The organism is Methanosarcina sp. DH1 (genome assembly GCF_020804205.1).
Classification (GTDB): domain Archaea; phylum Halobacteriota; class Methanosarcinia; order Methanosarcinales; family Methanosarcinaceae; genus Methanosarcina; species Methanosarcina vacuolata.
Genome location: NZ_WJBJ01000005.1, coordinates 297,046 through 317,988 on the forward strand (window position 1 = coordinate 297,046; position 20,943 = coordinate 317,988).

At 41.4% G+C, this 20,943-nt stretch carries 18 protein-coding genes; 12 read left to right on the plus strand and 6 right to left on the minus strand.

What is annotated here, in order from left to right; translation table 11 throughout:
- Positions 1-36: 36 nt before the first annotated feature.
- The 3 genes from hacA to FXW07_RS02985 all read right to left on the minus strand — a co-directional run bounded on the left by hacA (position 37) and on the right by FXW07_RS02985 (position 4,343).
- On the minus strand, positions 37-1,269 hold the full coding sequence (hacA, locus tag FXW07_RS02975) for a homoaconitase large subunit (RefSeq protein WP_346655621.1): 1,233 nt from the start codon (positions 1,267-1,269) through the stop codon (positions 37-39).
- A 210-nt stretch (positions 1,270-1,479) separates the two neighbouring features.
- On the minus strand, positions 1,480-3,660 hold the full coding sequence (locus FXW07_RS02980) for a PAS domain S-box protein (RefSeq protein ID WP_229393699.1): 2,181 nt from the start codon (positions 3,658-3,660) through the stop codon (positions 1,480-1,482).
- A gap of 524 nt (positions 3,661-4,184) precedes the next feature.
- Positions 4,185-4,343 (minus strand): hypothetical protein, encoded by a 159-nt coding sequence (locus tag FXW07_RS02985; RefSeq protein ID WP_229393700.1) that lies wholly within the window; start codon positions 4,341-4,343, stop codon positions 4,185-4,187.
- A gap of 142 nt (positions 4,344-4,485) precedes the next feature.
- On the opposite strand from FXW07_RS02985, the gene FXW07_RS02990 reads away from it, so the two are divergent.
- From FXW07_RS02990 to FXW07_RS03040, 11 genes are all read left to right on the plus strand, one after another.
- Positions 4,486-5,076: a 50S ribosomal protein L15e gene (locus tag FXW07_RS02990; RefSeq protein ID WP_229393701.1), complete on the plus strand. Its 591-nt coding sequence runs from the start codon at positions 4,486-4,488 to the stop codon at positions 5,074-5,076.
- Entirely contained in the window at positions 5,073-5,516 is a 444-nt protein-coding gene (locus FXW07_RS02995) for an RNA-binding protein (RefSeq protein WP_048119347.1), read from the plus strand. The genes FXW07_RS02990 and FXW07_RS02995 overlap by 4 nt, the downstream gene beginning before the upstream one ends.
- Positions 5,509-6,228 (plus strand): ribonuclease P protein component 3, encoded by a 720-nt coding sequence (locus FXW07_RS03000; protein WP_048119346.1) that lies wholly within the window; start codon positions 5,509-5,511, stop codon positions 6,226-6,228. Before FXW07_RS02995 ends, FXW07_RS03000 begins: the two co-directional genes overlap by 8 nt.
- Positions 6,225-6,596, plus strand: a complete 372-nt coding sequence (locus FXW07_RS03005) for an Rpp14/Pop5 family protein (protein ID WP_229393702.1) — start codon at positions 6,225-6,227, stop codon at positions 6,594-6,596. The genes FXW07_RS03000 and FXW07_RS03005 overlap by 4 nt, the downstream gene beginning before the upstream one ends.
- A 945-nt stretch (positions 6,597-7,541) precedes the next feature.
- A complete protein-coding gene (gene psmA / locus FXW07_RS03010) occupies positions 7,542-8,291 on the plus strand; it encodes an archaeal proteasome endopeptidase complex subunit alpha (protein ID WP_048119339.1) in 750 nt (249 codons plus the stop codon).
- A 78-nt stretch (positions 8,292-8,369) separates the two neighbouring features.
- Complete coding sequence (locus FXW07_RS03015; RefSeq protein WP_048119336.1) at positions 8,370-9,062, plus strand: ribosome assembly factor SBDS; 693 nt, start codon at positions 8,370-8,372, stop codon at positions 9,060-9,062.
- A gap of 11 nt (positions 9,063-9,073) precedes the next feature.
- Positions 9,074-9,856, plus strand: a complete 783-nt coding sequence (rrp4, locus tag FXW07_RS03020) for an exosome complex RNA-binding protein Rrp4 (RefSeq protein ID WP_048119333.1) — start codon at positions 9,074-9,076, stop codon at positions 9,854-9,856.
- A 73-nt stretch (positions 9,857-9,929) separates the two neighbouring features.
- Positions 9,930-11,477: an exosome complex exonuclease Rrp41 gene (gene rrp41 / locus FXW07_RS03025; protein ID WP_229393703.1), complete on the plus strand. Its 1,548-nt coding sequence runs from the start codon at positions 9,930-9,932 to the stop codon at positions 11,475-11,477.
- Complete coding sequence (gene rrp42 / locus FXW07_RS03030) at positions 11,461-12,261, plus strand: exosome complex protein Rrp42 (RefSeq protein WP_229393704.1); 801 nt, start codon at positions 11,461-11,463, stop codon at positions 12,259-12,261. Before rrp41 ends, rrp42 begins: the two co-directional genes overlap by 17 nt.
- Before the next feature lie 170 nt (positions 12,262-12,431).
- Positions 12,432-12,716: a 50S ribosomal protein L37ae gene (locus tag FXW07_RS03035; protein WP_048119323.1), complete on the plus strand. Its 285-nt coding sequence runs from the start codon at positions 12,432-12,434 to the stop codon at positions 12,714-12,716.
- Between the two features lie 20 nt (positions 12,717-12,736).
- Positions 12,737-12,874: a DNA-directed RNA polymerase subunit P gene (locus tag FXW07_RS03040; protein ID WP_011021777.1), complete on the plus strand. Its 138-nt coding sequence runs from the start codon at positions 12,737-12,739 to the stop codon at positions 12,872-12,874.
- 388 nt (positions 12,875-13,262) lie between these two features.
- On the opposite strand, the gene FXW07_RS03045 is transcribed toward FXW07_RS03040, so the two are convergent.
- Together FXW07_RS03045 and FXW07_RS03050 are read right to left on the minus strand one after the other, a co-directional pair.
- A complete protein-coding gene (locus FXW07_RS03045) occupies positions 13,263-14,126 on the minus strand; it encodes a GNAT family N-acetyltransferase (protein ID WP_229393705.1) in 864 nt (287 codons plus the stop codon).
- A gap of 231 nt (positions 14,127-14,357) precedes the next feature.
- The gene (locus FXW07_RS03050) at positions 14,358-17,582 is read right to left on the minus strand and encodes a RyR domain-containing protein (RefSeq protein ID WP_229393706.1); all 3,225 of its coding nucleotides are present in this window, start codon (positions 17,580-17,582) and stop codon (positions 14,358-14,360) included.
- Between the two features lie 357 nt (positions 17,583-17,939).
- On the opposite strand from FXW07_RS03050, the gene FXW07_RS03055 reads away from it, so the two are divergent.
- A complete protein-coding gene (locus FXW07_RS03055; RefSeq protein ID WP_229393707.1) occupies positions 17,940-20,312 on the plus strand; it encodes an SIR2 family protein in 2,373 nt (790 codons plus the stop codon).
- On the opposite strand, the gene FXW07_RS03060 is transcribed toward FXW07_RS03055, so the two are convergent.
- A complete protein-coding gene (locus FXW07_RS03060) occupies positions 20,227-20,880 on the minus strand; it encodes an NUDIX domain-containing protein (RefSeq protein WP_229393708.1) in 654 nt (217 codons plus the stop codon). The genes FXW07_RS03055 and FXW07_RS03060 overlap by 86 nt on opposite strands.
- Positions 20,881-20,943 lie beyond the last annotated feature (63 nt).

Sequence of the window (20,943 nt, forward strand, 5' to 3'; positions counted from 1 at the left end):
ACTCACATCGAATTCTTTGGCATTCAGTTCTCAGATTCAAACTGTCCTTGGATCAGTAATTTCTCCTGCCAGTGCCGAGGCTGCTGCGGTTGCAGGGGATGCAAGGTAGATTAAACCACCTTTTCCCATCCTGCCCTTAAAGTTTCGGTTTGCGGTTGAAAGGCAGACTTCTCCTTCTCCGAGCACTCCCTGGTGGGCGCCAAGACAAGGCCCACAGCCAGGGGTTGCAAGCGTGATGCCTGCTTTGAGCAGAGTTTCCATTGTTCCGTTCTCAATTGCTGCAAGGAGAGTCGTGCGAGATGCAGGAATTACAATAGTCCTGACTGCAACCTTTTTTCCTTTAAGAATTGCTGCTGCGACCTCAAGGTCTTCAAGTCTGCCATTTGTGCACGTCCCTATGAAAACCTGGTCTACGTGGGTACCTGTAACTTCTCCTACAGGTTTTACATTGTCAACCTGATGCGGGCAGGCTACCTGAGGTTCAATATCCCCGGCAGAGAAAACAGATTCTTTTACATAGACCGCGTCCTTGTCGGCATAAACCGGCTCATAGGGAGCAACTGCCCTATTTTTCAGGAAATCGAAGGTTTTCTCGTCAGGTGGAACAATCCCTGTTTTTGCGCCCATTTCGATTGCCATATTGCAGAGGGTCATTCTGCCGGAAACCGATAATTCGGAGATAGCCTGTCCGTAAAACTCTACAGCCTTATAGGTGGCACCATCGATACCAGTCTTCCCTATAAGGTAAAGGGTCAGGTCTTTTGCATAAACCCCTTTTCCAAGCCTTCCTTCAACCGTGAACCTGAAACTCTCAGGCACCTTAAACCAGAGCTTACCTGTAGCAAAAATTTCAGCCATATCGGTAGCTCCCACGCCTGTGGCAAAAGCCCCGAAAGCCCCATAGGTGCAGGAATGCGAATCAGCTCCCACAACCAGTTTTCCAGGCAGTGCGAATCCATTTTCGGGGAGTACCTGATGACAGATTCCTTCTCCAAGCTCATAAAAATTCGGAATCCCCTGTTCCTTTACCCATTCCCTTATTTCTTTTTGCAAAGTAGCTGATGTCTCATTATTTGCAGGCGCGATGTGGTCGAAAGGAATTACAATCCTTGAGGGGTCCCAGACCTTCTTCATTTCCATTTCCTTAAAAGCATTAACTGCAAGTACTGAGGTACCGTCATGCGCCATTGCGTAATCAATATCTGCGAGGACAAAATCGTTTGCTTTTGCCTCTGCTCCCGCTGCCCGGGAAAAAATTTTTTCACTAATTGTTCCCAAAAGTAAGTCTCCTGTTTGATAATCAAATGATAATGAAGTATGAAAAATTCAGATTCCTGAACCACTATAAAGAAATAACTGTAAATATCTGACATTAAGAATAGAATCCGAATATTACAAATATAAATTAAATCTTTTCAGCCTCTTGAAGCTGGTTTAGATAGGTTTTCTACAAACCAAAATAAATTACTCTTTACTCATTTAAGTGTGGCGCTGATGCTGATGATTATTTTTTTCTACTACAGTGAACCTGATAATGAACTCTGTCCCATTTCCTTTTTTCAGTTCAAGTTTTCCATCTAGCTGGTCGACAAGGAAAATTACAAGCTGAAGCCCCAGGCTATCAAGTTCTTTGATATCAAGGTCTTCAGAAATGCCCACACCGTTATCGGAAATTGTTAATATAAAACTTGTAGTCTTATATTCTTCGCTTTTGCTTTCTTCTATGTTGCTTCTATTTTCTCTGTTATTATCTTTACGAAACTTGATTTGGATTTCTCCTTTGTCTCTGTTGAGAAATGCGTATTTAAGAGAATTGGAAACAAGCTCATTGACAATTATTCCTAACGGAACTGCTGTGTCCATGTCAAGTAATATATTTTCTTCCAGGTCCATACTTAAACTGACATCAAAATTACCAAGTCTGTAAGTCGAGAAAAGAGCGTCAGCGAGTTCCTTAATGTACAGCGAAAAGTTAAGTTTATCGAGCTCTTCACCTCTATACAGTTCTTCATGGATAAGGGCCATTGATATCACTCGGTCCTGGCTCTCCCTGAAGGCTTCCAGGACTTCCGATTCATTGATGTTCTTTCGATTTCTGAACTTTTCAGCTTGAAGGTCCAGTAATGATGAGATTACCTGAAGGTTATTCTTGATTCTATGATGGATTTCCTTCTTACGGGCAATCTCAAAGTTTTTGAGAGCTTCTTCAATTTCCTTTCGCTTGGTGATGTCAGTATGAAGGTTCAGAGTTCCTAAAAACTTGCCATCTTTATCAAAAATAGATTTGGAATTTGTATGAGTCCATATAGCTGAGCCATCTTTACGCATAAATTGAATTTCAAGGCTCTCATTAACGTTTTCCTTCCCATCCTTTAAAATATTTTTGATAATAGCCTCACTTTCATCAATGAGAACGTTCCACATCGATCTGCCAATGAGTTCTTCTGAACTGTAACCAAACATATCTTCAATCTGCTTATTAACAAAAGTAATTCTATTTTCAGCATCAATTATGCTTATGCCTTCGTTTGCTGTCTCTACAATGTTGCGGTATCTGTTCTCACTTTCTTGAAGTTTTTCTTCTGCCTTTTTTTGCTCGGTGACATCAATGTCCATCTCAAGGATCATTGGAGAACCGTCAACGTCAGTGAACGGTAAATTATAGGCATCATAAAAGCTTCCATCCGGCCCGCTTACTTCCCAATGATGAGGTTGACCGGTTTCAAGTACTTTATGTGATTCGCAGAATTCACACGGCTGGGTGAATCCAAAATAATATTCATAGCAATGCCGGCCACCTGGGTCCCCGAACCTTTTACGGAACCTGCGGTTGGCAAAGGCGATATGATAGTCAGACGTTAACAGGATTATCATTGCCGGCAGCGTATCCAGCACGTTATAAAGACGTTGGCGTTCGTTTATTGTTTCCTGGTTCCACTTCTCCAGTTTCTCATTTGTTCTTTTAAGCTCTTCTTCAGCTTTCTTGCGCTGGGTAATATCAGAATGCATATTCATATTACCGATATGTTTTCCCTCTGCGTCAAGAAGAGGCGTAGAGCTCACAAACGACCAGACAATACCGCCATCCTTGCGGCAGAACTTCATTTCGTAACCTTTTTCTTTGCTGCCTGTCTGTAGGGACTTTATCTTGATAAGCAAATTTTCCATGTCATCTTTATAGATAAAGTCAAAGGCTGATTTCCCTATCATTTCTTCCGTTGTGTACCCGAGCATTTCTGCCATTTTTTGATTCACAAAAGTAGTAACTGCTTCAGTGTCGGTAATCCAGACACCCTCGTTTGCTGTCTCTACGATGCTGCGGTACTTTTCCTCAGATTCCCACAGTTTTTCTTCAAGGCCCCCACGGTTACTTATATCAAATCCATAAATGTTGACGCACCCTTCTTCCGGAAAGGGGTGAAAATTGATCAGGTATACTCTTTTTCCCACTCTAACTTCCTTTGTTTCCGGAATATTCCTGAAAACTGTTTTTAGCACTAAATCTTCGATAGAAGACGGCAGTTTTTCTCCTATTTTCGTGCCCCACTCCTGCAATAAGGGTTCACTAGCTTCATTTGAGTAAAGAACAGTACCATCCTTATCGACACTAAGCACAGGATTCGGATTATTTGCTAGAAGTTTTTCAGTTTTTGGTGTCATATGCCCCTTCAGGCTCCTCTCTAGGAAGGCAATATGCCTACTGTCGATGATTCATTAACGTTAAAGTGTTTCTACTGCAACTATATAAATATATAATATTATTTGAATATAATAGATTTAACTCGACTTTGATGACAGATTGTATCAAAACCATTTTGAGTTCTACAATTTGGTAATTTCCTGTCTCGATATTTCTCTCATTTCTACAAGAATCGTATCTCTTCAAATTCAATAGCGAATTTTCAACCTTAACTCCCAATTTTGTAAGGAATATATTAAATTGGAGAGTTTTATCGAATTCTCTTACTTTCCTACTTTCCCAGGAACTTTAGTAATTATATTATATTCACCATAATTTATGTTTTTGTATCCTCTTCAAATTCAATGGAGAATTTTCCAACTCAAAAAATATATAACCATTTTATCATACAGTTATAAAGTTGGATGCCTCGTTTGAGGTTGTTTTTCAGACTTGGTTATGTTTTTAAATTTTTAAATTTCCAGCAAATACATGAAATTTACTTTTATCTATACAATTTTAAGAGGATACCATATTTCCCCTCTTTCCTCTTTTTGTGGATTTCGTTCTTTTTTGTGGATTTCGTTCTTTTTTGTGGATTTTTCTCTTTTTTGTGGATTTTTCTCTTTTTTGTGGATTTTTCTCTTTTTTGTGGATTTTTCACTTAATCGAGCTTTTTACGGGCAAAGCTTTAAATCAAATGGTTCAGTTTATCGCATGTTTCATTTTCGGGATTAGGTCCCGTTGGAATGTGGTCCTGCAGGCAGGGCTGAACCGTGAAACAAAAGTGAAACCTGGTGTTTAAATTGGTAAAATCATTTTATACATATGTACGTGATGCATGGAAAAACCCTGATGAAACTTACGTGAATGACCTCCGCTGGGAGCGCATGCAGGTATGGAGAAAGCAGGGATCTGTGACCAGAATAGAAAGACCAACTCGAATCGACAGGGCACGCTCCCTTGGATACAAAGCCAAGCAGGGCATTGTCGTCGCCAGAGTAAAAGTACGCCGCGGAGGGCTTGGTAAAACCAGGTTCAACCGAGGTAGAAGAACCCAGAGAATGGGAGTAAACAAGATCACAGGCGGCATGAGCATTCAGAGGATTGCCGAAGCCCGTGCAGACCGCAAATACCCGAACCTTGAAGTCCTGAACTCCTACTGGGTAGGGGAGGACGGAAAGAACAAGTGGTTTGAAGTTATTCTTGTAGACCCCTTCCACCCAGTAATAAAGAGTGATAAGAGCCTTAACTGGGTATGCGATCCTTCCGTCAGAGACAGGGCCGCAAGGGGTAAGACCAGTGCCGGCCGGAAGGGCAGAGGCATGTATACACGCGGAAAAGGTACTGAAAAGACCAGACCGAGTATCCGTGCAAACAAGAGTCGAGGCAAGTGATTCATCACATAATACTGCGTGTGATCGCCCACGCAACCGAAGACGTATCCAGAGTCCGTGCGGCTCTGGACTTTTTTTTATCCGGTGCCGGCGTCCGGGAAGGAAGCAAACTGATTGAAGAGCTCCAGGCCGAAGGGCATCATGGAAATCCCATTACTATCCTGAGCGTGCAGCTCAAAAGAAAGGCAGACTGTCTGAGTTTTGCCCGCTTCGTACGAGAGAACTTTTCCGAAGAAGACGTAGCAAAGCTGAGGGAAGAAATGCCAGAGAGGCTGGACGACGATCAGGTCTTCCATCTCCGCTTTGACAAGCAGGCTGCATACTTACAGCAGGTGAGGCTGACTGATTCCTCGGATGCGATCACTGCAAAAGTCAAGATCGAGACTTATCCGAAAAACCGGGAAAAAGCCGGAGCTATTGTGGAGGAGTTGTTTGGGTAAACCTAAATTCTATGACTTTTGCGTTCATGCAGTGCCTGATGGAGAAAATACGGTTGAGCAACTTTCTGCTTTTGCCCGGCATTTAGGGTACAGTGGAATTGCACTTGCAAACCATTCTGATAAACTTCCTCAATCACAACCTGTATTGCCCTTTACTAACGGATTTGAGGTTTTCAGGGGAATCGAGCTTGTGGAGGAAAATCCCTCGAAACTTCACGGGCTTATTGGAAAATTCAGGAAGTCCGTGGATGTCCTGATAGTGCACGGAGGTTCAGAAAACGTCAACAGGGCTGCTCTGGAAAACCCGAGAGTAGATATCCTGAACCACCCGGCTTTTGCTAAAAGCAGTGGGTTAAACCAGGTGCTTGCAAAGGCCGCAGCTGAAAACGATGTCGCAATCGGCCTGACAATAAGGCCCCTCCTTCATTCAAGAGGGCCAAGGCGCGTTCGTCTGTTATCGGATTTAAGAGCAAACCTTGACCTTGCCAGAAAGTACGATGTTTCCCTTGTTCTTTCAAGTGGTGCTATGTCCTGTTTTGACCTTCGCTCTCCCATGGAGACCCTTGCTCTGGCTGAAGTCTGCGGGCTTGAAGAAGACGAAGCCCTTGAAGCCATTACTGTTGTACCTGAAAGAATAATCTCAAGGAACCGCCCTGGCCCCGGCTATATTAGAGAAGGTATTGAGGTGCTTGAGGAGGGAGATTACTGTTGAAACGCCTTCTTCCTTCGCTTCGTGCGAAAAAACGCTATCTGGCCTTTGAGCTGATTTCCGAAGTGCCAGTCAGCAGAAGTGACCTTGTCAAAGAAGTCATGTCCTCGGCGTCGTCCTTGCTTGGAGACGTTATTGCAAGTGAATGTGATATCAAAGTGCTCGGTTTTGAAGAATATAAAGGTATTATTCAGTGCTCTCATACGAAAGTAAAAGAAACGAGAGCATCCCTGGCAACTCTCACACGGGTCAATGGAAAAAGGGCAACTGTGCATATACTTGGAACTTCAGGCACGATTAAAAGGGCAACCGAGAAATTTCTTCAGAATACGGCCTTTGATCCAGAAATCAGGAAAATCCAAAACATCTGAAGAATAATGACCTGGGCAAGATTCTGGAAAGCTAAACTGCAGGGCTCAGAAAAACTGAACTTAGAATTTGAGAATATTAACGCCCGGTGATTTAAGAGCTTCAAATTTTCAGGATTTGGAAAAGTAAATCAAGCAGCTTTTCCGATTAATGGCTTTGTGCCAGGGTTGAAAATCTTCGGCTTTGAGGCTTTAAGGAAACTATTATAATAAACTATCAGGACGCTGTCTGATATACTATGATGAATGAGTATATTAATGAGTATATTAGCGTAACAAATATAACGTTCATTGATATGACAGAAAAATAACTGGTCCGAAGAAAATTCATACAATTACGAGTCTGATCGGAACGTAGATTGAAACCCTGTATAGCATGAAGCGGTGGAAGCAAAAACCCTTTTATAGAGGGCTCAAAATACGACTCTAAGCAACAGAAAATTTCGGGTCTCACAAGCATTATAACTGAGTAAATACACTTTATTAGCAGACTTAGTTAACATTGAAACTGGACCTTAAAAACCATTAAAAAGGCTCCTGAAGTGTGCGAACCCAGATTATGGAAAACGTACTTTGTATGGTAGAAGTTTTGCAGGGTAGAAGTGCCTTTGAATTCCCTGTAACTGGGGAATTTCCCGCAGTTTTCGTCCGAAAAAAGTATTTCAGGATTGGAAGTTCCGAATAAAAGGTAAAAAACTCTAATAAGGAAGAAATACGTTATAGGAAATCAAAAGTCAGTTTCCTTACCTGAATGCTGGGTCGGGGACTTTTAGCTCCTGAATTTTCGGATATCCTCGCAGCAGTTCACAATCACTGACCAAAGCCTTTTTGGGGAGGGCGGTGATTTAGCTACGAGCCTGCGGACAGAGATCCTTAAAGGAAAAAAGACCGGTTTCTTGCCGGGAAGATAATAACAATATACAATAAAAATTAAGGGAGATACGGAATATGCAGATGGCACCACAGATGGGCTATGACAGGGCAATTACGGTTTTCAGCCCTGATGGAAGACTTTTTCAGGTAGAATATGCCCGCGAAGCGGTCAAGAGGGGAACAACAGCCGTGGGGATCAAGGCAGCTGACGGGGTAGTGCTGCTCGTTGACAAGCGAATAACCAGCAGGCTTGTAGAAGCCGAATCAATCGAAAAGATTTTTCAGATTGACGACCACATAGGAGCTGCGACCTCAGGGCTTGTGGCAGACGCCCGCTCCCTTGTTGACAGAGCTCGTGTAGAAGCGCAGGTTAACAGGGTTTCTTATGATGAACCCATAGGTGTGGAGGTTATCTCCAAGAAAATCTGCGACCACAAGCAAACCTACACCCAATACGGCGGAGTTCGCCCATATGGGACTGCACTTCTGATTGCAGGTGTGGATGACAACCTGCCAAGGCTCTTTGAGACTGACCCGAGCGGTGCTCTTCTGGAATACAAGGCGACAGCTATAGGCGCAGGCAGAAACGCAGTCGTTGAGGTCTTTGAAGCAGAGTACAGGCAAGACATGAATATTGATGCGGCCATCCTTCTAGGTATGGATGCACTCTATAGAGCTGCCGAAGGCAAGTTCGATGCATCTACCCTTGAGGTAGGTATTGTGTCGCTTCAGGACAAGAAATTCAGGAAATTAGTTCCTGAAGAAGTTGAGAATTATGTTCAGCAGATCCTTGCAAAACACAAGGAAACTGAGAACAAAGAATAAAATCTATATATAGTTGAGATTGTGTACTCAGAGAATCTTCGGATTCTCAAAATTATATTTTGGAGAAGGTATTTGAAAATGGTGTCCCTGGACGAGGCAGTGACTGCGCGGCTTAAAAGAGGCAGCAAACACTTCGAAGTCCTGGTCGAGCCCGAAGGAGCTCTGGCCTATAAGCGAGGAGAAGACGTAAGCCTTGAAGACATTCTGGCGGTTGAAACTATCTTCGAAGACGCAAACCGAGGGGACCGAGCAGCAGAGTCCGATATTCTCAATGCTTTTGAGACAACGGATCCCTTCCAGATTGCTGCCGTGATCCTGAAAAGCGGGGAGCTTCAGCTCACTGCTGAACAGAGAAAACGCATGCTTGAGGAAAAAAAGAAAAAAGTTATTTATACCATTTCCAGGAATGCAATAAACCCCCAGACAAAAGCACCTCATCCTCCCGCACGGATCGAAAAAGCGATGGAGGAGGCAAAGGTGCATATAGACCCCTTAAAAAGCGTGGATCAGCTGGTCAACATCACAATGAAAGCCATTCGCCCGCTTATACCTATACGCTTTGAAGAGGTCAATGTTGCTGTGAAAATCCCTCCCGAATATGCTCCCAAAGCATACGGAGATATTTCTAAGATAGGAAACATTACGAAAGAAGAATGGCAGCGTGACGGCTCCTGGATTGCAGTGGTAAGAATTCCGGCAGGAGTCCAAACTGATTTTTACGCTCTTATAAATCATCTTACGAAGGGAGAGGCTCAAACTAAACTTTTATAAGAGGATGTTGGATGGATAAAAAAATAGTGATCCCTGGTGACCTGATATCCGAGAATTCGAAAAAAGCCGGATACGGGACTTATGTCAAGAACGACAAAATCTATTCTTTATTTTGTGGTATTGAAAATCTCAAAGAAGATAAAGTTGGAGTGATCCCTCTTGCGGGAGTTTATATCCCTTCCGCAAATGATGTGGTGATCGGGATCGTTATTGTGGTTACGCCATCCAACTGGATAATGGACATTGCTTCTCCTTATGACGGTCTGTTCCATGTGTCCGAGTATCCCAGAAGAATAGAATCCCGGGAGATGCATGAAGTTCTGGATGTAGGTGACTCTATAATCCTTAGAGTAAAAGATGTAGACAATTCCATGAAAGTTGAGCTTGCCCTTAGAGATTCAAGCTTCCATAAACTAAAATCAGGCCAGATCGTCGAAGTTGAGCCTGTGAAAGTCCCACGTGTGATAGGGCACGGTGGTTCCATGATCTCAATGCTGAAGAAAGAAACAAACTGCAGCATTTTCGTTGGCCAGAACGGCAGAATATGGATTGATGGAAAGGATGACGATGTAGAGCTTTTAAGTAAGGCTCTCCGGAAGATCGAAGCCGAAGCCCAGCGTTCCGGATTGACGGATAGGATCTATAACTTTTTGAAAAATGAGCGGAGCAAGCAGAAAGAATCAAAGCCCGCCAAGTTTTTTAAAAGCGCTAAGAAAGAGATAAAGTTGCCAAAAGAAGATCATTCCGAAGAGATTTACAGGAAGATCGATGTGCTGCTGGATCCAAATAACTGAGTTCTGGATAGCATGAGAGATTTTAGGGAAGCTTCTGTAAAGTAGTTGTTAGGAGTTTTTTGGAGATTAAAGTATGAGTGGTAAATCTGTAAAATTAATCAATGACGATGGGCTGCGCCTTGACGGGAGGCATGCGGATGAGATCAGGCCCATGAAAATTGAGATCGGCGTTCTTTCGCGAGCCGACGGTTCATGTTATCTTGAATGGGGAAGGAACAAAGTCCTCGTAGGCGTTTTTGGCCCAAGAGAAGTTCATCCCCGTCGTTCACAGCGCGCAGATACTGCAGTTATCCGTTATAAATATAATATGGCTTCTTTTTCCACTGAAGACCGCGCCAGACCCGGACCCAGCAGACGGAGCATTGAAATTTCAAAAGTTTCCAGGGAAGCTTTTGAACCGGTGATTATGGCAGAGCTTTTCCCGAAAACTGCAATCGATATTTTTGTGGAAGTACTTCAGGCTGATGCAGGGACAAGGACAGCAGCAATTAATGCCTCAAGCATAGCGCTTGCAGATGCAGGCATTCCTATGAAAGGCCTGATTACTTCCTGTGCTTTTGGAAAAGTCAACGGGCAGATAGTGCTTGACCTCAATAAAGAAGAGGACAATTATGGCGAGGCTGATTTTCCTGTTGCAATGACCCAGGATGGAGAAATTACCCTGCTTCAGATGGACGGTAATCTAACTCCTGATGAAATTCGAAAAGGCTTCGAGCTTGTTAAGAAAGGCTGCAAAGAAATCCTTGAAATTCAGCAGGCAGTGCTGAGGAAAAAGTTTGAGACTCCTGTTGAAGAACCTGAAGTCGAAACCGCTGAAGAGGCTAAAGAGGCTGAGCTCGAAGTTGTAGAAACTGAACCTTCTCTTGAATATGCTTCCGAAGCAGCAGTTGTAGAAGAGATTGTTGAGGAAGCTGAGGCACCTGAAGAGGGGCTCTCCGAAGAAACCGTTGAAGCCTGTGCTGTTAATGAAGAAGCTCCCGAGTGCGAGAAGCTTGAAGAGATCATTAAAGATGCCGAGGCTGAAGTAATAGAAGGAGAAGCTATAGAAGAAGTAATTGAAGCTGAAGAAGAGGAAGCTGAAGAAGAGGAAGTTGAAGAAGAGGAAGTTGAAGAAGAGGAAGTTGAAGAAGAGGAAGTTGAAGAAGAGGAAGTTGAAGAAGAGGAAGTTGAAGAAGAGGAAGTTGAAGAAGAGGAAGYTGAAGAAGAGGAARTTGAAGAAGAGGAAGTTGAAGAAGAGGAAGTTGAAGAAGAGGAAGTTGAAGAAGAGGAAGTTGAAGAAGAGGAAGCTGAGTTTGAAGAAACTGTTTCCGGAGAAAAAGTCGAAGCCGAGCCCGAGATAGAGGAATTTGCTGAAGAAGAAAACCAGCCTGAAGCCGAAACTCAGCTTGAAGAGGAGGCAGAGGTTGAAGAAGAAGTGCAGCTTGAAGAAGAAACCGGGATTGAAGAAGCTGCTTCAGAAGAAACTTTTGAATCCGAACCAGAGATTGAGTCCAAAGCTAAGTCCAGGAAAGGGGCTTCTGTCGAACAGCCCGTAGAAGAGCCTGAAGAAGAATGCAAAGGGCCCTGGAAGGTAGTAAAAGACCCATCTGAATCCGGAAGCAGAGGTGAAACCGATGAGTGAAATTATTGCTACGCTTAAGAAGGATTATATTTACAACCTTATGATTAAGGGAAAGCGCCAGGATGGGCGCGGATTTAAAGATTTTAGAGATATCAAGCTCGAAACGAATGTTATCTCGAAAGCCGAGGGCTCGGCAAAGGTAACCCTGGGAGATACCCAGATTCTTGTAGGAGTTAAGCTTCAGCCAGGAACTCCTTTTCAGGACTCTCACGATGAAGGCGTAATTATTACTAATCTGGAACTCAATCCTATTGCTTCCCCAGAGTTTGAGCCCGGCCCACCCAGAGAAGAAGCAATCGAAATGGCAAGGGTTGTAGACAGGGGAATCAGGGAATCAGGCGCAATTGATATAAAGAAGCTTTGCATAAGCGTTGGAGAATCCGTCTGGATCATCTATATAGATGTCCATGTACTCAATGATGACGGAAATGTCATTGATGCGGCCAGTCTCGCTGCTATTGCAGCCCTTATGACTACAATTGTCCCTAACGAGCAGCAGGGAATCGGTGCGGATGTACCCCTTGCAATGAAAGAGTTGCCTGTGGGCGTGACTCTTGCCAAGATAGGCTCAAAGCTTATGGTGGATCCGTCACTGGATGAAGAAGCTGTTTGTGAGACGAAATTAACTGTGGTCTCAAGTTCGGATGGGTCTATCGCAGGCATGCAAAAAATGGGCCCTGTTCCGTTCACAGAGGCTGAGGTGCTGGAAGCAATAGATATGGCATGCGAAAAGGCAGCCGAAATCAGGGAACTTTATCTGGAAGAACTGGTAAAGAAGGAATGACCAGGCAAGGATTAATTAAATATAAATATTAAATGCAGTATTACGGTCTAAGTATACGTGCAAGAGGTGATTATATAACCTGGCAATCTGGCCTCAGGGACTTGCCCCGCGGGCCAGCAGGTTCTTAATTCAATCACTTATAAACGTTTTCATTTTAGGGAGTTTTAACGATGGCAAAAAAGTTTACTAAGAAAGGAAGGATTTCCAGGTCAGCAGGCAGATTCGGTGCCAGATATGGAAGAAAGGACAGAAAACTTGTTGCAGACCTGGAAGAACGCATGCGAGCTCCGCATGTATGTGCAAAATGTGCCAGGCCTACCGTAAAGAGAATTGGGACCGGCATCTGGAAATGCAGCAAATGCGGACATACCTTCGCTGGCGGAACTTATATTCCCTATACCAGTGTTGGCCAGACTCTGCTGCGTACGATGAAGAATGTTGCTGAGGCAAAGTAATATTTTAGGGTTGTGGTTGTATGGGTTATAAATGCACTCGATGTAAACAGAAAGTGGAAATCGACTACGAGTACACAGGTATAAGGTGTCCGTACTGCGGACACAGAATCCTGGTAAAAGAGCGTCCTACAACCATTAAACGCATTAAAGCCGAGTAAGGATGCTGGTTTAACCCGGCTGACGAGTAGAACGGAAAGTATTAGATAAAAAATGGGCTTCTATGAATGTAGCCCTCCTATCTAATAATTCAATGCGTAGGGCAAAATTAGGCGCTCTATATTCAGACAGAATATATATCAGACTTTGTTTTGATTTTTTTTCTACCCAGGTAATAGCAATAAATAGTTGCTATGCTTAGTACTTTTTTTAGAAACTTGTAAATTTCATTGACTTTAATTCCTTTTCATAATATCCTCAGGTATAAGGATATTTGGCATGAAAGTTCTTTCAGGTACTTTCATTTCTTTGTGCTGTGATTAGAAGAATTTCATGTGCGTTTCCTGGAAAATAATTTTGATTTTTTTCACAGGTTGACATTAGAAACATTCACCCTAGTTCCAGAGTCGTGCTCCCGTAAACTTTTCCAAGGTTTATACCAGGTTCTCCCTGGCTGTACATCCGGATAGTTGTGAATACTACATCCATTCCGTATTTTCTGGTAATTTCCAGTGCTTTATTATTTGGTTCTGGAACATCTATAACATACACAGCTTCATATGGAATAGAGGCCTTGAGAGCCAGAAAGATTTTCTCTGCTGTTATCGGGTCATCGGCAAAAAGAGGGCCTATTTTGTATCCGGTCTGGCATTTTCTTATAACGCCGTATCCTTTCAGCTTTCCTGTTTCAACGGCTGCAAAGGCATAAGAATCAGGTTGTTTAATCCAGTTTTCCAGAAAAGTACCTCTTGGAGCCGGAAACATTTCCCTGTCATACTCAAGCAGGCTTTCAAATGGCACGTCTGAGACGTTTACAAGCCCATCCGGAACTTCGCCTCCACCTCTTCCTTCAAAGCGAAGGTTGCTATAAAAGGACTTGAAATTCATAAAATTCTGGTACTTCTTTTCGTTTTCCACTACCGCATCAAGCCCAATATTTCTGTTGCCCATCCGCTCCAGACATTTTTCAGTTAATTTAACACCTACTCCTTTATTCCTGAATTCGGGTTTAACCACATAGAGGCCAAGAAAACCATAGTAATCGTCATATGCAACAGCAGAGACACAACCTACAGGTTCTCCTTCAACTTCTGCAATAAAAAAACCATCAGGGTCTGTTTCATAAAAAATTTCCCCGTCATGGATACCAGGGATCCACCCTTCGCCGGCTTCCATCTGGATCACGAATTCGGCTTCATCCCGCCTCATTTTCCGGATTTTTAGCCCTTCTATCTCTATATGACTTTTTTCCATGTATTATTGTACTTTTGTATTGTATATATATCTCATTGTACTTTTATATTGTATATATGTTTTATTATATATTTGTATTATGTCTAAATTTTATTATATTTTTGTATTATATTTAGAGTTAATTATACTTTTATATTATATATATATACATATTTAATTATACTTTTATATTATAAATATAACTCATCATACTTTTGCATTCTCGTATTAGGTACAGGAGATAAACATGTTTCAGTCGCTTTTCTCGGAATCAGGCTTGTAGGCTTCGTATCCAGCCTCTTTGAGAAGTTCTGGAATAAGGCTAACGGAATTAAAATCATTTTTTCGGATATCAGTTGGAAGCTTGTTCCACGGAACAATAAATGGGCTGGTTTTATTGACAAAATCCTTTTTGCCTTCTTTATAGACCCATCCCTGCATGATCTTTTGCCAGACCCAGCGATCGTGTTCCCTTATCGCCAATTTTTTGATTTCTTCTGGCGTCAGAGTCATCTCTTTTTGTTCATTAGCCAATTCAAAGTATCGTATTTTATAGTCAATCCAGCTCAATTTCTCAGGAATCTTTCTTATATTATCAAAATTTGCTTCTCGGATATCTGGCGGTAATTTATCAAACTCAACCAGTGACGGATTCGTGTCAGGAGTTTCTCCTTTACTCTCTCTATATTCAACATATTTGGTATGATGAAATCGAGCAAGACGCTCGACAACTTTAGGATCGGTGATTTCTTCAACCTTTTTCAAACGATATATCTCATATCCAGCTTTTTTGAGTATCGGAGGAATTTTATAGACTAGCTGTCTATACTTATCTTTTTCATCTTCATCGAGTTGATTAAAATCGTTCAGCCACAGAATAGAATTATTCTGAGACATGTTTGTTTTACCGTTTGATAATTCTTCAAATCTTCGAATTCGACGTAACCGCTCATATTCAAGACGAGCAAATGTTTCAATCTCTTCTCCGGTTATATCTGGTATAGACAGACTCGTACCTCTTACTTTTCGGATACCGTTATTGATGGCCCAAAGTTTATTGGGAATATCTTCAGCAGCAGTTTTGAGTTCTTCAAAACTCCCGTGAATAAATGTTGCCATAGATGAAGCCACAGATTCGACAATTTCACTTTCCCTTTTGAGGTAGGAAGTCTCTTTGGGATTAGGAAGATCCTGAGATATAAGCATAGATTGATATCGTTCTTTTTCCGCCAAAAATAAGAATTCATCAGCGTCTACGTGCATGTCAAGCTGTTTCTTTACTGGAAGCGCAGAGAGGTCGAATCTGTTTTTACCCGCCAGACGACTCATTTCAATAAGAGCAGTCATGGAACGAGTACCATGCTTATACTTAGTCACGTTTAGCATTGCTCTCAGAACGCCTGCATCAATACTTATTTCCCTTTTTGAGTTAAAAAGACCGGAAGCTGTTTGATCTTTATCCAATAACACTCTCAACACTTTCGCTCTTCGAATAATGAAAGTATCATCGTCATCATACTTTGTGCGCTGACGATTAGGTCCCATGACATTTATAAAACCTCGGAGTCTACTAACAAAATCGGGTCCCTTCGCATCTTTAAACACTTTATCCACAGATTCGTTTTCAACGCTTTGCTCACGGTTTTTATCAGCCTTCACATCATCAGATGGTGGAAGATTGGTAGTCTGGACGTTGTCATGGGTATTTTGTACGAAGTTCTCAAAAGTATATCTTGTCCCACCAGCAAACACAAAAATCGCATTTCCAATGGGATGTACTGTATCTCCGTCTTTGAATTCACCGTCCTGCATAGGAGCCAGGAAGTATTTCAGCCAACCTAGAGGTTTTCGGTCCTTATCAGAATCAAATTCGTCGAAAAACACAAATGGTATCTTGTCTGAAAGAGCTATGTCTCGTACCTTGTGAAATGCACTGATTAAATCTTGATAATCATCAAACTGGGAGATATTAAATGATATAATTTTGAGTCTGTCTTCTTTCGGATCAATGCTTTTGAGTATTTGTTTGACACCTAAAGATTTACCAGAACCGGGAGGGCCAAAAACAGCAAAACAGAGAGGATTTTTGGGGTTTGGGTTTGAGAGGAATTCAGTTATTAGTTCCTTAATTGCGCTGTAACTCTCAATTTCGGCGCGGTCAATGGTTTCAATCTCACCAAATCTGCAAATAGGTACATTTTCCAATCCTTTAGCATTTCCCTTCAGGACGATTTCCCTAGCTACAAGCTGTCGTATATGGAGAGTCTCATTATCAAGAATTCGCCAGAACTTTGGATCTGCATTCTTAAGATCAGTAGGCAGTTCGATAGAACTACTGGCGTAATTATGTTTTGTACTCTCTTTCAAAATCTCATTTAACGATGGATATCTAAGATTATTTTCATAAATATTTAATTTTAAGAAGCTTTCTATAAGAAATTTGTATACGGGAGAAGGGTTTTTGGGATTTATTATAATCTTTCTAGAATTATTATTTATTTTGTATCCTATTTCAAGGAGTGCGCGTGAATTAGCAAGTCCCTGCTTGATTCCGTCTGTGAGCCCACATATGCCTTCTTTTATCAGTTGTTTAGCCAATGTTGCAGTGAAGATCGACGTGAGACCCATCATGGTTCCATCAATATTTGATGCAAAAGAGTCCTCAAGGAGGCATGGATCAAATACAATGAAGGCTTCATCTTCTCCTTTTTTCCTTCTATGATAAAGGATCGCTCCATCAGTGCCAAACGACACAACAAGATAAGGACATTGACGCAATGAATTAAGTGCATCTGATCTTTGCAGCTCAAATACTAAATCTTTAGCAGTGCGATCCCATGATAAAGACTTGCTTAAATGGATTCCAGCCGTTTTTCGAAGATCATTCGCATTTATAATTACAATGAGATTCTCATGATATTTTTCAGATATTTTTTCCCAAAGTTTGCCTTCAAGAAGAGGAAGGCTCATTTTATATATAATAATTGGATTCTCGACAGACTCTAAGGCTTCAGGCCATAAATTTTTCATCTCTCGAAATCCATTTCCCGCGTCGTCAAGTATAACTATCTCTATATTGGCGTCATTTGAAACACTTGGTATCCACGATGGCAGTTTGTTCTCTTGAGGTCCAATATATCCTGATAACTCTTTGATACGTAAAACTTCAGCCTTTTTATTACCTGAAGTTTTGAAATTACCCAATATAGCATTTGAATGGATTATTTTTTCCGGTGAAAAATTACGTAGCTTTTTTTCTGGTAACTCTGGTCCCGTCACGGTGGCTAATATTCCCTCTTCTTCAATTGACTGTTTAATAAAACTGGTCAATAACGCTGCTCCGCCAGGAAGTACATCTGCATGGGATGCGTCATGTAAACGCCAGTTATCACCTTTATCACGGGCTTTGACAGGATACATAAACCAATCAACAGTTACGTCTCCAGCTACCACAATTTTAGATTCCTTTTTTGTCATCGGAAGTTTTTCCTTTTGATCTGTCTTTATTTTATATATTTGATCGTAGTTTTTAAAGAATAAATAAGTTTATGTTTTAATTTCAACAGAAAAGGAGGTTTACCTCGTTTTAAGCAATTAAGTACTCAACTGGAAAAATAGCATTAAAGATGTCGTCTCAAAAAATGGTTTGTGTCGCAACTGAGAAAATTAGTCAACTATATCATCATGTAAACTTAATTTCAGGCAACTTATCAATAAACATTAACATTACCTGCTTCTGTTTGGAATATTTGAAATTTAAGACTCAACATGCGTAACAGGTTATGTCAGTTGCCACAAATTAAGTGACTCCTCGTACGATAGAAGGAATGAGATATGAGTTCTGAGAACGACCCGAGTAATTTACTTTATGAGGCAATAACCGCACCGAAGAAGAAGTTAGCGTTTTTTGTCGGTGCGGGTATATCTGTCAATTCTGGACTGGAAGATTTTAAAGGCTTCAGTAAGCAATTTCTCGGCAGTATTGGCCCATCCACCTGGGCTGATAAGGACAATGAAGATGTTGGTTTGATAATCGACAGATTAAGGCCTGAAGTATTGCTTCAGGTGATTCAGCAGGTACACGGCAATAACGCTCTCAAATTTTATAACTCATTAGATTCTGGAATACCTAACTCTAATCACTACTTTTTGGCTTTGGCTTTGCTCAAGGGGCATTGTGTATTCACGACAAACGTTGACACATTGATTGAGAAGGCTTGCGAAAACATAGGAATTGCATGTCAGCCAATATTTTATGAGAAACACTATCAAAACTTTTTAAAAAACCAGCCAGTAGACTTTAGCTCACACTTATTTAAGCTTCATGGTTCTATCGAGCCGAATAAAGCAGGGTTGTCAAAATATAAATCGATCCGTTTTACTCTTAATAGAGTTGGACTTGGACTTGGTGAAAACACAGCAAAAGTGTTGTCTACTTGCTTGCAAGAAAGAGATTTCATCTTCCTTGGTTACAGCGGAAATGACCATTTCAGTGTACATCCTGAATTGCTAAGGACAGATTCAGACCAAAAAGTATATTGGTTCAAGTTTCTACCTGAAACTACGTTAAAGTATACCTCTAGTTCCAGTGATTTTCAGAGTCAGAGGAATAATCTGTTAAAAGAAGCATCAAAAAACTTATCGGCTGCAAAATGGGAAGATATTTCATTGAGAGAAGTTCTCATAAAACGAGAGCCACGCTCTTTTCTTATCGAAGGCAACAGCAGTTCATTCATAAAAAAAATCCTCAAAGAATTAGTTAGTTCTGATGAGTTCCCAGAGTACCTAAAGTTGAATAGCAAATTAGAGAGTTTTCAAGCAGATTTTAATAACCTTAAACGTGAAAGAAAGTCTTCTCTTTCCTGGGTTAAAAATATTACCGATTTCAAGCGTCATCTATGTGCAGCAATGTTATGGATTAGAGTGCGTAACTTAACAAATGCTGATCTAGAATTAAAATACGCTGATGAGTGCGCTAAAGATGATAAAGAGAAAGCGGAAGTAGAAAAATTGCGTGCTACAACTTACTCGATCACTCGTAGAAGTGATGAGGAAAAACCTAGCAAAGAAGATCTTCTGAAGGCTATGGGAAAATTTAGGAGTCAGGGAGATCTTGTGGCAATGGTTGAAGCACATCTTGAACTGGCAAACATTCTCCGAATAAAGCGGGATTTTGACATTGCCCTGGAAGAACTTGATAAAATTGAAAAAGAATTAGTGACGATAAAGCCTGAATTACAGAAGCAAAAGAGGGCTTACGATTATCCTCGATTAATGGCTTATCTACTTTTCCTCCGAGGGCTAGTCTATGGATTGGGACGAAAAGGAACATTCGAAGATAAAATTAAGGGAATTGAATGTTGCTATAAAGCTTCTGATTTCGCATCTCGTGCTGGAGATGTAGCTAGAAAAGCATCCATTCTCAATGCACAGGGTTTGATAATTTCTCAACTTGCAGAGAGGACTGACAGTATGTTTCAAGAAGCAGAAAAATCGTTGAATGAAGCTTTAGCCCTCCATGCTAGAATTGGAGACCCACGCAGTTGTTTTCAACCGTCACGTAATTTACTTCTGGTTCATCGTTTGCGTTTACTCCACAGCAAATCAAAAGTCAGGGATCATTGGTTGGATATAGCATGGGAAGAATCAAGTAGAACTCGAGATTATCTCAAACAAGTAAAAGCTGGCAGTGGTGAACCTACAAGGGACAAAATTGAACTTCGTTTCCGCAGAGCTCAACTACTGGGGTTTAAAGGAGAGACATATAAAGCTAATAAGGAATTCAAAAAAGTCTTAGGTTACTGGGCAAAGAAAAAGGACTCGCATCAACAGGCTCGTGTTTGGCAGGAGCTTCTTTCCTTGGCCGAGAATCAAGAGGAAATTCAAAATTGTTTGTCCAATTTGCTTAATATTATAGAATCACTTTTCCAGTCTGAGGACGAACAAGATAAATACAAAAACGATCGACTTCGTCTTGAAAACATAATGGATATGCTCATTGATGCGTATGATAAAGCATATGAAATTAATGATCAGGAGAGCCTAAATAGAATAATAAACTTGGGATCTCAAGGAGAGAAAATCGCTATGAACATTGGCGATGATAATCTCATTTGTTGTTTTAAAATTTATAGTTCAATCCCTCTGCATAGTCCAATCCCTCTGGAGGAAGTGCCATATCCTCAGATGAAGAGTACTCGTGGATAATTGGAAACATATTCGGATCTTTGAGCATCATTTGAGCTATCAAAGTCCAATAGACCCAATGTCGAGGAAGTGGTGATAGAGGATGGTTACCATTTCCTTTTGAAGGTACATTAAGCCATTCACGTAAATTGAAGTGATAAAATCCACACTGCACTATTTCTGGCGGTGCTGGACGAAGTCCAGATCCATTGGTTCTATCTACTCCACAAAATAAGATGACCAACTCTCCAGTAGTTCCATGTCGCGATAGAAAATATGGTCTTTCTAGCCAGGCAGCAAAACGTAAATCCGAAGGAGAAGATAAACCAGTTTCTTCTTTTAGTTCTCGTATAGCGGCATGACTGGGCAATTCACCTGGTTCAACCTCTCCCCCAGGAAGATTCCACGGGGTACCTCCAGCGGCATCCATGGCATATTTCCCTGTTTTAACCATCAAAGCGTTGCCTAAGGATGGGTCAAAAACTGCTATAAATGTACCCATTCCCCATTGCTTTTCCGAGCAATATTTACGTGCCAGGGAATCTATTTCATAAATGCTCATGGAGTTACTTAGAAAAAGATTTGTCATATAGTAATCCTCACACGTATGATAATTATCTAAAATTTCCTGCTCATATGTGATTCGGTGGAA